The organism is Streptomyces sp. 1-11, assembly GCF_007176755.1.
In the GTDB taxonomy this organism is placed as follows: Bacteria; Actinomycetota; Actinomycetes; order Streptomycetales; family Streptomycetaceae; genus Streptomyces.
In genome coordinates this window covers 57,734-70,536 of the sequence record NZ_BJTV01000022.1, presented here as the reverse complement: position 1 = coordinate 70,536, position 12,803 = coordinate 57,734, and the positions used below count along the sequence as shown (strand labels likewise).

Here is a 12,803-nt window from a genome sequence, read left to right as displayed (position 1 = left end):
GACAAGATGTACCCGCTGTGAGTGCCCGGTTCTCCTCAGTTGCGGAAATCCGGGACAGGAGTGGGAGCGGAGGAGTATCTTGCCCGCCTGGCATATGCCAAGCGGGTCGGATCAGACTGGGTCGACGGGGGACCGGCCCTCGGTGTCGGCGCCGCGCATCAGGTCCCGGCCGAACTCGACCATCTTCTTGGCGTAGTCCTCGGTCCACTCGGCGCGCTCGGCGATGTCCGCCGGGGTGAGCCGGTCGAAGCGGCGGGGGTCGGCGAGCTGGGCCGCCGCCACGGCCTGGAACTCCACGGCCCGGTCGGCCGCCGCGCGGAACGCCTGGGTCAGCTCCGTCGCCCGTGCCAGGAGCGCCCGCGGATCCTCGATCGACTCCAGGTCGAAGAAGTGCTCGGGATCGGTGGCCGCCTCCGCGGGCTCGAAGAGCAGGGGCGCGGGGCGTAGCCGCGGTTCGTTCCTGCGCGGCGTGGGCTCCGCCATGTCTTGTCTCCTCCGTACGGTCGGTTCGGTGGGGATCGCCTTCGCGCGGCCCACCGTCCATTGTCCCGCGCGCCCGCAAGAGGCCCTAGGGGAACGATCCCGGCACCGGCCGCCACGCCGGGCCACGGTCATGGCCGCCAGGTCACCCGGTGTTCGGCCAGGTGGGCCAGGACCGCGTGGTTCGCCTCCCACCCGTCCGGGCTGTGTTCACCGGCCGCCTGCGGCGGCGTGCCGGACTCCGTCCGGCGGGGGGTGTGGCCGTGCGGGGTGTGGTCATGGCCGCCAGGTCACCCGGTGTTCGGCCAGGTGGGCCAGGACCGCGTGGTTCGCCTCCCAGCCGTCCGGGAACTTCACCAGGGTGCCGAGCTGGACCGGTTCCGTGGACGGGTAGTCGTCCAGGAGGTCGCCGACGCCGGCGCGGCACACCACGACGCAGGCGTGACGGTGGCGGGAAGCCAGCACGCACAGGCGGCCGGTCTCCAGGTGGAAGGCGGTGGCGTCGGGGCGGCCGGACAGCGGATGGAGGACGACCGTGACGTCGTACTCGCGGCCCTGGAGGCGGTTGGCCGTGTCGACCGTGACGTCCCGGACGCCGAGGTCGGCCAGGGCCGAGCGGACCGCCGCCGCCTGGTCGCGGTGGGCCGTGCCCACGGCGACGCGGCCGGCGGTCAGCGGGGCCGCGTCGGGCGAGCGCTCGGAGACGGCCGCGCCGCCGCGGTCCAGCAGGCGCCGTACCACCGCCGCCACCGCCCGCACCGCCTCCGGGTCCGTGCGCGGGGTGTTCCGGGCGGGCAGTTCGAGCAGGCCCCAGCCGGACGCGGCCGCCTCGTCGATCACCCGGTCCGGGCCGGAGCCGTCGGAGGGGACCGCGAACGTCAGCCGGCGGTCGCCGTGGCCGGTGCCGCTGCGGAACGGGGTGTACGGGTAGAAGGCGTCCGAGACCAGCGGGGCCGCCGACGCCGGCAGCCGCCAGGACACCGGCAGGCGGTGCTGCGGAAGCTGCGGGTTGTGGGCCAGAAGGGTGGTGACCGCCGAGGCCGACGGGTCGTACGACAGACCGGCCCACTGCTCGCTGCCCACGATCGCGAACGGGTCGAGCTGCCCCGGGTCGCCCACGAACAGCGCCCGCTCGAACAGGCCGGCCACGGCCAGTAGCGAGTCCGAGCGCATCTGGTACGCCTCGTCCACGATGGCGTGCCGCCACGGCTCGTCCACCGTGACGTGCGCCCACTTGGCGGCCGTGGAGACGACGACCGGCAGGCCGTTCAGATCGGCCGCCTTCGCCGACGTGCGGACCCGCGGCAGGTCGTCCAGCGCCTTGTCGTACGGGTCGGCGTCGCTGCTGTGCAGCCGGCCCACGGGCAGGTCGGGGTTCTTCTCGGCGAGCCGCAGCACCAGGTCGTCCACCTGCGCGTTGGTCTGCGCGACCACCATCAGCGGGCGCCCGGCGGCGGCGAGTTCCAGGGCCGCGCGGACCACCAGGGTGGACTTGCCCGCGCCGGGCGGGGAGTCGACGACCACGCCCCGCTCGGTGCCGTGCAGGGTGTCGTGGAGGATCGCCTCCGTGGCGCGTGCCGCCGCGGCCGCGGGGTCGAGTTCGACGCTCGTCACAGCACGTCCTCCTCGGTCACGGTGTCGGGCGCCTCGGGCGCCGCCTCGCCGGGCGGGCCGCCGTGCGTCCACGGGGTCTCCTCCGGGTCGGGCAGCTTCGCGCCGCCGCGCTGCTCGTGCTCGAACAGCGTGAAGCAGACCCGGTCGGCCTTCTCCGGCACCGAACCCGGTTCGGGCTCCTTGCCCCGGCCCATCTTGTCCACGATCCGCAGCACCAGCACACCGTCCTCCGGGGCGCCCTCGTAGCCGACGAACTCGGCCGCCTGCGGCTTGCCGCCCAGCGAGCGGTACACCTTCGCGCGTTCCGCCAGGTGCGGCCGGTCGTCGGTGCGGACCGTCACCAGCGGGCGCGGGCTGGGCCGCTTGCCCTCGCTGTACGCCATCACGACGTCGGTGACCTCGCCCGCGAACGCCTCCCCGGCCAGCCGCCGCCCGGCCATCACCAGCGGATCGTCCAGCGCCTCCTGGGCCTCAAGACGGGCCTGCTCGCGCTCGCGCGTGGCCAGCTTGTTCGCCGCCGTCACCGCGTCGTCCCGGCGCGGCTGCGGGGGCTCGCCGGCCAGCACTCTGTCGCGGTGACCGGTGAACGACCAGCGGTCCCGCGTCCACCGCTCCTCGACGTGCGCCCCCTCCGGCAGCGCCCGCAGCAGGTCGAGGCCCTGCCACACCGCGTCCCAGGTGGGCCGGACGCGGCTCTCCACCAGATCGCGCACGCGCTGCTCCGCCTCGGACAGGGCGGCCAGCCGGTCGTCCGCCTGCACGGCGTCCTCGGCCGCGGCGAGCGCGGCGCGGGCCCGGTCGTAGCGCTCAATGGCCGGGGCCAGCAGCTTGTTGTCGAACGCCGGGTCGGTGGCCGGACCGGCCGGCGGGCACAGGAGCTGCCCCTCGGCGTCCCGGGCCAGCTCGGCCCGCTGCGCGGCCTCGGCGCCGGTGCCCGACGGGGGAGGGGCGATCCAGGCGAGCAGGGCGCCCAGGTGCTGGTCCTCCAGGCTGGACTGGCCGGTCGCCCAGTGCCGGGAGAGCACGTCGGTGAGCGCCAGCAGCAGGGAGGAGCCGGGGACCCGGGACCGCTCCCCGTAATGGGTCAGCCAGCGGCCGAGCAGCGGGACCCGGGGCGGCGCCGGATAGGGCGTCTCCGGGTCCTGCTCGGCGGTGCGGCGGAACCGCATCGAGCGGCCCAGCAGCCGCACGAGGTCCAGGCCCGCCCGGCTCGGCACGACGATCTGCGGCGCGTCGGCGCACAGCTCGACCTCGACCTTGACCCGCTTGCCGGTCTCCGGGTCGGTCTCCGTGCGCTCGGCCGCCTCGACCTCCTGTGCGCAGGAGTCGAGGTAGGGCAGGACCACGTCGGCCAGTTCGGCGAGGAACGCGAAGCGCAGGTCGCGGTCCCGGGGCTGCGCCACGACCAGCAGCCGCGGCGCGTCCCGGTCGGTGCCGACCAGCGCGCCCAGCGGGGCGCCGGCCTCACCGGCGGTGGTGAGCGGCACGAACACCAGGGGGCGGTCGGACAGGTGGCGGTGGCGGACGGTCGCCGCCGGCTGGGCCCGGCCGGTGCTGACGGCCTCCAGGCGGGCCAGGGTGGCGATCAGCGACACGCGGGCGCCACCTCCCGGCCGGCCGCCCGGGCGAGCGCCTCCGCGCGCAGGGCGGCCGCCCTGCGCAGGGCCGCGACCGCCGGGTCGTCCGGGTCGCCGCTCTCGCCGCGGGCCGCCGCGAGCACGTCCTCGACGGTGGTCAGACCGCCGAGCTCGGCGCGCAGCGGACGGCCGAGGCGGGTCACCGCGCCGTCCGCGCGGGAGCGTTCACGGCAGTGGAAGGCCAGCTCGCAGGCGGACAGGCACTCGGGCGCGTACGCGGCCGGGACCGCCTCGACGGCCGCCGTGAGCTCCTCGGCGGGCCGGTCCGGGGCGAAGCAGGTGCCCTCCGGCAGGGCGTCGGCGATCTCCTCGACGCGGGTGAGCCGGGCGAGCTGGCGGGCGGTGACCGCACGCTGCTTGCGCACGTCGACGGCGGAGGCGGTGGGCAGGTTGGAGAAGTCCCTCGGGCAGACCAGCAGCACCCGGTGCCTGACGCGGGGCGCCGGGTCCAGGCGGGCGGCGACGTCCTCGAGGGCGAGCACGTACACCGCCGCCTGCCGGGCGGCGGCGCCCACCTTCGCCGGGTCGGCCGAGCCGTCCAGCATCGGGAAGGACTTGATCTCCACGACCGTCCAGCTGCCGTCCGGGTGCACCACCACCGCGTCCGGCTCCAGGAACGCGAGCGAGCCCGCCACGTCCAGGGCCAGCATCGGGTGGTCGAGCAGCGTCCAGCCGCCCGCTTCCACGGCCTCGCGCAGCGCCAGCGCCGTACGGGCCGTACGCCCCTCGGGGCCGTGCGCGGACAGGTCGGGCAGCGCGGCCCCGGCGGGCGGCTCGGCGCCCGGGTCGAGCCGCGAGTGCACCAGCCGCAGCAGCTCCGCGCCGCCGTCGGCCTTCACCTTCGCCTCGAACGCGTTGCCCCGGGTCAGCGCGAACTGCGACTGCCCGAACCCGGAGGGCGCGCCCAGCCGGTCCGCCAGCACCGCCTTGTCCACCCCGGCGCCGTCCAGGATCGCCCGTCTGCGGCACCCGGGGTTCGCGGCGAGCGCCGCGAGGGCGCGGGCGTCCAGGGCCTTGGCCGGTACGTCGGGACCGCGCAGCTCAGCGAGCCGCTGCCGGAGCCCCTTCTCCCGCGCCGCTGGGGGAGGCGTCCGGTTCGGCCGCGGAAGCGGGCTGCGACTCGCGCTGCCGTGGAATTCGCTCACCCGCGGAAGTCTGGCATCCGCCACTGACAATCGGGGAACCGGCGGGCGTCGCGGCCTTCGGCGCCCGGGCGCCGAGGCGGGCCCGGAGCAGGTCCGTGCCCCGCATCAGCCGCGGCGCCAGCAGCAGGCCCACGCCCATCACGGCGACGCCCGCGACCGCGTCGAGGAAGTAGTGGTTCGCGGTGCCCATGACCACGAGGGTGGTCAGCAGCGGGTAGGCGACGGCGAGGACCTTGGTGAGGCGCGTGCCGCCGAACCGCCACAGCATTACCCCGCACCACAGGGCCCAGCCGACGTGCAGACTGGGCATCGCCGCGTACTGGTTGGTCATGCCGCCCATGCCGCGCGGCGCGCTGGCCTCGCCGCCCCACCAGCCGTACGAGCTGTAGTGCGCCATCGTGTCGACGAAGCCGTGGCCCGCGGAGAGCAGGCGGGGCGGGCAGGTGGGCAGCAGGGTGAAGCCGATCAGGCCGATGAACGTGGACGCCATCAGCCAGGTCCGGGCCGCCCGGTAGTGCTCGGCGCGGGCCCGGAACAGCCAGACGAGGATGGCCGGCGTGACGAGGTAGTGCAGCGAGGCGTACCAGAAGTCCGCGGGTATGCCGAGCCACGGTTCGCGCGTGAACAGCCGGTTCAGCGGGTGCTCGGCGTTCAGGTGGAGGGCCTGCTCCAGGCGCAGGATCGCCAGGCCGTGGTCCACGGCGGAGGAGACGTCACCGCGGGCGAGCAGGCGGCCGGCCGAGTAGCAGCCGTAGACCAGCAGGATCAGGGGCAGTTCGGTCCACCACCGCAGCCGGGTCCGCTGGGTCACCTCGGTGCCCGGTGTCTCGGTCTGCGGCATCCGATCGCCCTCCCCCTTCTGCTGCGGCGCGCCCCGGCGGCGACCGTGCCACTTTACGGTGTCCGCATCCCGGCCATGCGGGCGCTTCAGACCTCAAAGACGCCGGGATCTCCCGCCGGGTTGCCCCTGTCCGGGCTGAGCGATGATGGGGAGTACCGCGTCTTCCGTTCAAGATGCCCGAGATCTGTTCACCTTGTCCCCGAAAGGCTCCCCATGGCACCGCGCATCCTGCTGGCCCGGCACGGACAGACGGAGTGGTCGCTGTCCGGCAAGCACACCGGCAGGACCGACATCCCGCTCCTGGAGGAGGGGCGGCGCGGGGCCAAGCTGCTCGGCGAGCGGCTGCACCGCGCTCCGCTGGACGGGCTGCCGGCCGCCGAGGTGCGGACCAGCCCGCTGGTGCGCGCGCGTGAGACGTGCGAACTGGCCGGGTTCGGTGAGCGTGCGGACGTCTGGGACACGCTCATGGAATGGGACTACGGCGCCTACGAGGGCATGACCCCCGCCGAGATCCAGGCCGTCCGGCCCGGGTGGCTGATCTGGCGGGACGGGGTGCCCGAGGGCGAGGGCCTGGCGGAGGTCACCGCGCGCGCGGACGAGGTGGTGGACTGGGCGCGCTCGGCGGACCGGGACGTGCTGGTCTTCGCGCACGGGCACATCCTGCGGGCGATCGGGGCGCGCTGGCTGGGGCTGCCGCTGTCGTTCGGGGCGCGGATACGGCTGAACCCGACCTCGCTGTCGGTGCTGGGGTGGGCCTACGGGGAGCCGGCCGTCGAGAGCTGGAACGACTCGGGGCATCTGGCGGGCTGAGCGGGGCCGCTCCGGCGCCCGGGGCGGTTCCGGTGCCTGGTGCTCCGCCGGGTGCTCGGTACTGTTCTGGGGGCTCGGAGCTGTTCCGGTGACCGGGGCTTTTCCGGGTGCCCGGTGTCGGCGTCGGCCTGGGGTGTTTCGCTGGCCCGCGCTTGGGGGGTGCCTTCCCCACTCTCGGCTTCGCTCGAGCGGGGGGACCCCCACCGCCCGCCCGTGCCGCCCCTGGCGGCACGCATGCCCGCGGCTGGGTGGGTCGCGTGCCCGCGGCTGGGTGGGTGTGCATGCGGCAGCTGGGTGCGTCGTGTGCCCGCGGCTGCCGTGGGTCGGTCGGCGGTGCTGCGGGCATGGTGGGGGTCAGACCCGGGTCGTGCGCGGGGGCGAGGCGTGGCGGTCGAGGAAGTCCGCGACGCCCGATGCGCGGCGGTGGGGGAGCAGGACGCGGGCCGTGCCCGCCAGCATGGTCTGGATGCGGGACGACTGGACCTGGGTGAGCAGGTCCAGGACGCGCAGACCGGCCGCCGCCGCCTCGTCGGGGCGGCCCTCACGGGCCAGGTCGTCGGCCAGCTCGGCGGTGTAGAGGGCGATGTTGCGGGTGAAGTGGGGATCCTGGAGGTGCGCCGCCCGGCGGGCGTGCCGGGACGCGCGCCGCCAGTCGCCCAGCGTCGACCAGCACTGCGCCTCCAGGCCCTCCAGCTCGGCCTCCCCGTAGAAGCTCATCCACTCGGGGTCGGCGTCCGAGCGGCCCCGCTCGAAGAGGGCCTGCGCCCGGGCCAGCGCCTGCTCACAGCCCGTGCGGTCGGCGAGGCCGGCCCAGCCGCCCGCCTCGCGCAGCGCGAGCAGGGACATTAGCCGGGGCGAGCCCAGCGGGGCGGCGGCACGGCGCGCGGCCTGCGCGGCCCGTACCGCCTCCCGGGGGCGGCCGGCGTCGCGGGCGAGGAACGCGGTGTTGCAGAACGCGTGCGCCTCCAGGGCCGTGTCACCGGTCATCCGGGCCGTGGCCAGCGCCTCGGCGTAGTGCGAGCGGGCGTCGTCGAAGCGCCCGGAGTCGTGGGCCAGCCAGCCCACCGAGATGGCCAGTTCACCGGCGCCCGAATGGAGTCGCTCGGCGGTCGTCTGCCGGGTCGCGCCGGCGTCCAGAAGCGCGTACGCGGCGCGCAGCGGGGCGGCGGCGCGCCGGTACAGGCCGTCCGCGCCGTGCCGGTCGTCGAGCAGCCGGATGCTGCGGACGGCCTCCTCCAGGGCCGCCGCCTCGGGGGTGCCGACGCGGCGCGGCGGACGGACCGCCGCCGTGGCGTCGATGGTGAGCCCCAGCGGGCCCAGCGTGGCGGCGGCCATCGTGGCGCCGCCGCCGGTCATGAATGCGCGACGCAGCACGTCGCTCTCCTCGTGGTTCAGGTGGTCGTTCTCGTACGGCTCGTGCGGGTCGTACGGGTCCTGCGTGTCATACGGCTCACAGGCCCCCCGCGTCTCAGTGGTACCGAACACCGGGGGTGCCTGCGGGGCCGTGCGCGCCGCCCGCCCGCGGACGGACGAGCGCGGCGCGAAGCCGAGGTCGGTGAGCGTGCGGCCGGGGAACATGTGCAGGAACACCCGTTCGTACGCGTAGTTCGGGCAGCGGATCTCACCTGCCTCGACCCTGCCGACGTAGCGCGCGTCACAGCTCACCCGCTCGCCGATCTCGCGCGCGGCCCGGCGCACCAGCGCCGCGAACTCGGCCGGTGAGCGCCGGCCGCGAAGCCGCCGGAAGGCGAGGTTCGGCCGCGCGGGCCGTTCGGGCTGTGACGAGGTCTCCGTTGACGACGCCATGGCCGGGTCCTCTCGTGCGAACCGTCGAACCATGCCGGATCCGAGGTGGATTCGGGCTGAGTTGTCCGTGTGACACCCTGGTTCCGGCGAGCAAGAACGTACCCGCTGTGTCCGGCCCGCGACGCAGCGTTTGGCTACAAAACGGATATCTCATGCGAGATCTGCCATGAACTGCCATCCTTTGCGGCGCACTTGCGCCGTAGCCGTTGACGCTCTCGCGCGTTGGACTTCTCGAACCGCAAACGTGCAGCGTGGTGGAGGCCGGCATGGAGACCAGCCAGAGCAACGATCCCTGTACACCGGGTGCGCCACCGTCCTCGACGGAGGGTGACGCGACGTGCGACCTGGTGACGGTGCCGGCCCGGCAGGGGCTCGAGGCCGTCGACATCCTGCGGCGCGGCGCGCCGGAGACAGTGGGTCCCGTCCTGCACGACGACGGCTGCGACACCCTCGGCTTCCTGGTCCCGGCGGGCACCGCCGCCTGCTGGGACGTCCCGGGCAGCACCTGCACGGAGACCGACGGGCGCGGACTCAGACTCAACCCCGTGCCCCCGGTGGCGGGCTCGGACTGGCTGCTGCCGCCCGGCGGGGCCGACCTCGCGACCGACCCCGCGGTGCTGCGCCGGGCCCTCGGGGAGGCGGCCCGGCTGATCGAGGCGGCCGACAACTGCCGGTGACGCACCCGCCCGGGGCGCCTGCGAAAATGGACCGATGGGCAGGTCCAGGAACAACCGGCGCAGGACGGCCGCCGCGCAGGCGGTCACCGAGACCGTCGACGGCGGGCTCGCGCAGCTCATACCCGACCCCGACCGGCCCCGCGCCTGGACGCTGCTGATCGACGGGGCGCCCCAGTCGCACGTGGACCTGGACGACCCCGCGTACCTCTCCTTCGAGTACCAGCGCCGGCTCGGTCACGTCATCGACCTCGCCGCGCCGCCCGGCCGGCCGGTGCAGGCCGTGCACCTGGGCGGCGGCGCCCTCACGCTCGCCCGCTACGTCGCCGCCACCCGGCCGCGCTCCACCCAGCAGGTCGTCGAGCGGGACGCGGCCCTCGTCCAACTGGTCCGGCGGGAACTGCCGCTTGATCCGAACGCGCGGATACGGGTGCGGTCGGCGGACGCCCGCGCGGGTCTGGCCAAGGTCCCGGACGGCTGGGCCGACCTGGTCGTCGCCGACGTCTTCAGCGGCGCCCGGACCCCCGCCCACCTCACCTCCACCGAGTTCCTGGACGAGGTCCGCCGCGCCCTCAAGCCCTCCGGCGTCTACGCCGCCAACCTCGCCGACGGCCCGCCGCTCGCCCACCTGCGCGGCCAGATAGCCACCGCGGCCGCCCGCTTCCCCGAGCTCGCGCTGATCGCGGACCCGGCCGTGCTGCGCGGCAAGCGCTTCGGCAACGCCATACTGGCCGCCTCCGGCCTGCCGCTGCCGGTCGCCGAACTCACCCGCCGCGCCGCCTCCGACCCGCACCCGGCCAGGGTCGAACACGGCAGGCAGCTCACCGACTTCACCGGCGGCGCCGCCCCCGTCACGGACGCCGTCGCGGTGGCCTCACCGGCCCCGCCGCCCTCGGTGTTCCGCTGACCGCTGCCGCAAGGCCCTTCAGTACGTGCCCACTTCGACGTGCGGCGGGCCGTCGTGCCAGGTGCAGAACACCGACACCCGGTCCGCGTCCCGGCTGAACTCCACCCGGATCCAGCTCTCCGTCTTCCACACCTGCATCGACCAGCCGGTGCCCGGGGTCGCCGAGACGAGCGTCGCGTCGGCCGTGCCCAGGTCGAAGACCGCCCGGCCGCCGTCGGTGTCGTAGGCCCTGACCCGGCCGGAGGCGGTGGGTCCGGCGGTGGGGGAGGCGGCCGGGGAGGGACCGGCGGAGCGGGACGGGGCGGGGGAGGGAGGGCGGGCGGCCGGCGTTCCGGCCGACGGGCTCCGCGTCCCGGGCGGCCGGGCGGCCGGTGAACCCACCGGCTTCGAACGCTGCGTGGCGGTGTCGGCCGCCGTGACCGGCAGGGCGCGCGGCGGGTCGTACGCGGTGCCGGCCATCACCGTGTGCACGCCCCACCACGACAGGGTGACCGCCGCGCCCGTGGCGAGCAGCCAGGCCAGTACGTGTACGAGTCCTCTGCGCATCGCGGGCCATACTGCCCCAGGGGGACCGGGATGCGCACTCGCCCCGGGTCGTCCACAGGCCCGCACCGGCGCCGGCCGCATGGCGTACGGTGCGGCGCATGGCAAGTGTGCTCGTAGTCGAGGACGACCAGTTCGTGCGCTCGGCGCTCATCCGGCACCTGACCGACGCCTCGCACACGGTGCGCAGCGTCGGTACGGCGCTGGAGGCGCTGCGCGAGGTCGCCCATCTCCGTTTCGACGTGGTGATCCTGGACCTCGGACTGCCCGACCTGGACGGCTCCGAGGCACTGAAGATGCTGCGCGGCATCACGGACGTCCCCGTCATCATCGCCACCGCCCGGGACGACGAGGCGGAGGTCGTCCGGCTGCTCAACGCGGGCGCTGACGACTACCTGACCAAGCCGTTCTCGGTCGAGCACCTGTCGGCCCGCATGGCGGCCGTGCTGCGCCGGGCCCGGGCCGCCGGCGGGGAGGCGCCGCCCTCCAGCGTCCTGCGGGTCGGCGGGCTCACCGTCGACCCGCAGCGCCGCCAGGCCGAACTGGACGGCGTACGGCTCGACCTGACCCGCCGGGAGTTCGACCTGCTCGCCTTCCTCGCCGGCCGCCCCGGTGTCGTCGTGGCCCGCAGGGAACTCCTCGCCGAGGTCTGGCAGCAGTCCTACGGCGACGACCAGACCATAGACGTCCATCTGTCCTGGCTGCGCCGCAAACTGGGGGAGACCGCGGCCCGGCCGCGCTATCTGCACACCCTCCGGGGCGTCGGCGTGAAGCTGGAACCGCCGCAGGGAGCGGAGCCGCCGCGATGAGATGGGCTCTGGTCAAGGTGTGCCTCGCCGTCACCACCATGGTCGTGGTCGCCTTCGCGGTGCCGCTCGGGCTGGTCGTCAAGGAGATGGCCCGCGACCGGGCGTTCTCCAACGCCGAGCGGGAGGCCGCCGCCGTCGCCCCCGCGCTGTCCATCACCACCGACCGCGACAAGCTGGAACGAGTGGTGGCCTCCGCCGGAGCCGACTCCGGGATGGCCGTGCACCTGCCCGCCGACGGCGGCCGGGAAGCGCTCGACCTCGGCCGGCGGCGCGCCTCGGGCAAGGACATCGAGGCCGTGCGGAAACTGGGCCGCGCCTCCACCGCATCGGTCCCCGGCGGCTCCACGCTGCTGCAGCCGGTGGCGCTCGGCTCCGGCTCGATCGCGGTCGTCGAGGTGTACGTGCCCGAGTCCGAGGTGAGCAACGGCGTCGGCACGGCCTGGGCGGTGCTCGCGGCGGTCGGTCTCGCGCTGATCGTCGGCTCGGTCGCGGTCGCCGACCGGCTCGGGGTGCGCATGGTGCGGCCCGCCCGGCGACTGGTCGAGGGCGCGCACGAGCTGGGCGAGGGCAAGCTGGGCGCGCGGGTGCCCGAGGAGGGGCCGACCGAACTGCGGCTCGCCGCCGTCGCGTTCAACTCCATGGCCGACCAGGTCGTACAGCTCCTGGCCAACGAGCGGGAGCTGGCCGCGGACCTGTCGCACCGGCTGCGCACCCCGCTGACCGTGCTGCGGCTGAACGCGGCCTCCCTCGGGGCCGGGCCCGCCGCCGAGCAGACCCGCGCGGCCGTCGCCCAGCTGGAGGGCGAGGTCGACACCATCATCCGCACCGCCCGGGAGGCCAAGCCGCAGACCGTGGCCGCCGGTCCGGGCGCGGGCTGCGACGCGGCCGAAGTGGTGCGTGAGCGGATGGAGTTCTGGTCCGCGCTGGCCGAGGACGAGGGCCGCAAATGGCGGGTGGCCGGGGTGGAGCGTCCGGTGCGCATACCCGTCGCCCGGGCCGATCTCGCCGCCGCGCTCGACGCGCTGCTCGGCAACGTCTTCCGGCACACGGCCGAGGGCACCGCCTTCGCGGTCGACGTGCACAACGCCGAGGACGCGGTGATCGTGCTGATCTCCGACGCGGGCCCCGGCATACCCGACCCCGCGGCGGCGATGGCCCGCGGCCGCGGCTCCGGCAGCGCGGGCTCGACCGGGCTCGGCCTGGACATCGTGCGCCGCCTCGCCGAGGCCACCGGTGGTGATGTGCGCATCGGCTCCTCCGTGCTGGGCGGGACCGAGGTGCGGATCTGGTTCCAGCTCGACGGGCGGAAGCCGGCCGGCCGGGGACACCGGGGGAGCGTACGCGGTCGCCGGCGTACGGCGGCCGCCCGCTGACCCTGCGTCCGCACCGGACCACGGACCGGTTCCCGACCTTTAACCGCCCCCGATCCCTTCCTTAAGCGCACCCTAAGGACCGCGACGGCGGTCCCCATAAGCCCGTTTGCCCGTTTCCGGCTCGCTAGCGTGCTGCCGCACCCCACCCCCCGTGAACAGCGAAG

General features: G+C 75.2%; 12 protein-coding genes. 5 read left to right on the top strand and 7 right to left on the bottom strand.

Annotation, left to right across the window (positions count from 1 at the left end):
* Positions 1 to 111 precede the first annotated feature (111 nt).
* From TNCT1_RS32455 to TNCT1_RS32435, 5 genes are all read right to left on the bottom strand, one after another.
* Positions 112 to 483 carry a hypothetical protein gene (locus TNCT1_RS32455; protein WP_143639322.1) on the bottom strand — a complete coding sequence of 124 codons (372 nt, stop codon included), beginning with the start codon at positions 481 to 483 and terminating at the stop codon, positions 112 to 114.
* A gap of 273 nt (positions 484 to 756) precedes the next feature.
* Positions 757 to 2,094, bottom strand: a complete 1,338-nt coding sequence (locus TNCT1_RS32450; protein ID WP_143639320.1) for an AAA family ATPase — start codon at positions 2,092 to 2,094, stop codon at positions 757 to 759.
* Positions 2,091 to 3,689: a hypothetical protein gene (locus tag TNCT1_RS32445; RefSeq protein WP_143639318.1), complete on the bottom strand. Its 1,599-nt coding sequence runs from the start codon at positions 3,687 to 3,689 to the stop codon at positions 2,091 to 2,093. The genes TNCT1_RS32450 and TNCT1_RS32445 overlap by 4 nt, the downstream gene beginning before the upstream one ends.
* Entirely contained in the window at positions 3,680 to 4,771 is a 1,092-nt protein-coding gene (locus TNCT1_RS32440; protein ID WP_143639375.1) for a hypothetical protein, read from the bottom strand. Before TNCT1_RS32440 ends, TNCT1_RS32445 begins: the two co-directional genes overlap by 10 nt.
* A 1-nt stretch (position 4,772) precedes the next feature.
* Positions 4,773 to 5,717 carry a phosphatase PAP2 family protein gene (locus TNCT1_RS32435; RefSeq protein ID WP_143639316.1) on the bottom strand — a complete coding sequence of 315 codons (945 nt, stop codon included), beginning with the start codon at positions 5,715 to 5,717 and terminating at the stop codon, positions 4,773 to 4,775.
* Positions 5,718 to 5,930: 213 nt separating this feature from the next.
* Between TNCT1_RS32435 and TNCT1_RS32430 the strand changes: the two genes are divergently transcribed.
* Positions 5,931 to 6,527, top strand: coding sequence for a histidine phosphatase family protein (locus TNCT1_RS32430; RefSeq protein ID WP_143639314.1), 597 nt, complete (start codon positions 5,931 to 5,933; stop codon positions 6,525 to 6,527).
* A 354-nt stretch (positions 6,528 to 6,881) separates the two neighbouring features.
* On the opposite strand, the gene TNCT1_RS32425 is transcribed toward TNCT1_RS32430, so the two are convergent.
* Positions 6,882 to 8,333: a hypothetical protein gene (locus TNCT1_RS32425; RefSeq protein WP_143639312.1), complete on the bottom strand. Its 1,452-nt coding sequence runs from the start codon at positions 8,331 to 8,333 to the stop codon at positions 6,882 to 6,884.
* Positions 8,334 to 8,599: 266 nt separating this feature from the next.
* On the opposite strand from TNCT1_RS32425, the gene TNCT1_RS32420 reads away from it, so the two are divergent.
* Positions 8,600 to 9,010 (top strand): hypothetical protein, encoded by a 411-nt coding sequence (locus TNCT1_RS32420; protein WP_143639310.1) that lies wholly within the window; start codon positions 8,600 to 8,602, stop codon positions 9,008 to 9,010.
* A gap of 34 nt (positions 9,011 to 9,044) precedes the next feature.
* Positions 9,045 to 9,914, top strand: coding sequence for a spermidine synthase (locus TNCT1_RS32415; RefSeq protein WP_143639308.1), 870 nt, complete (start codon positions 9,045 to 9,047; stop codon positions 9,912 to 9,914).
* An 18-nt stretch (positions 9,915 to 9,932) separates the two neighbouring features.
* On the opposite strand, the gene TNCT1_RS32410 is transcribed toward TNCT1_RS32415, so the two are convergent.
* Positions 9,933 to 10,460: a hypothetical protein gene (locus tag TNCT1_RS32410; protein ID WP_143639306.1), complete on the bottom strand. Its 528-nt coding sequence runs from the start codon at positions 10,458 to 10,460 to the stop codon at positions 9,933 to 9,935.
* Positions 10,461 to 10,558: 98 nt separating this feature from the next.
* Between TNCT1_RS32410 and TNCT1_RS32405 the strand changes: the two genes are divergently transcribed.
* The gene (locus tag TNCT1_RS32405) at positions 10,559 to 11,266 is read left to right on the top strand and encodes a response regulator transcription factor (protein ID WP_143639304.1); all 708 of its coding nucleotides are present in this window, start codon (positions 10,559 to 10,561) and stop codon (positions 11,264 to 11,266) included.
* Entirely contained in the window at positions 11,263 to 12,639 is a 1,377-nt protein-coding gene (locus tag TNCT1_RS32400; protein ID WP_143639302.1) for a HAMP domain-containing sensor histidine kinase, read from the top strand. Before TNCT1_RS32405 ends, TNCT1_RS32400 begins: the two co-directional genes overlap by 4 nt.
* Positions 12,640 to 12,803: the final 164 nt, after the last annotated feature.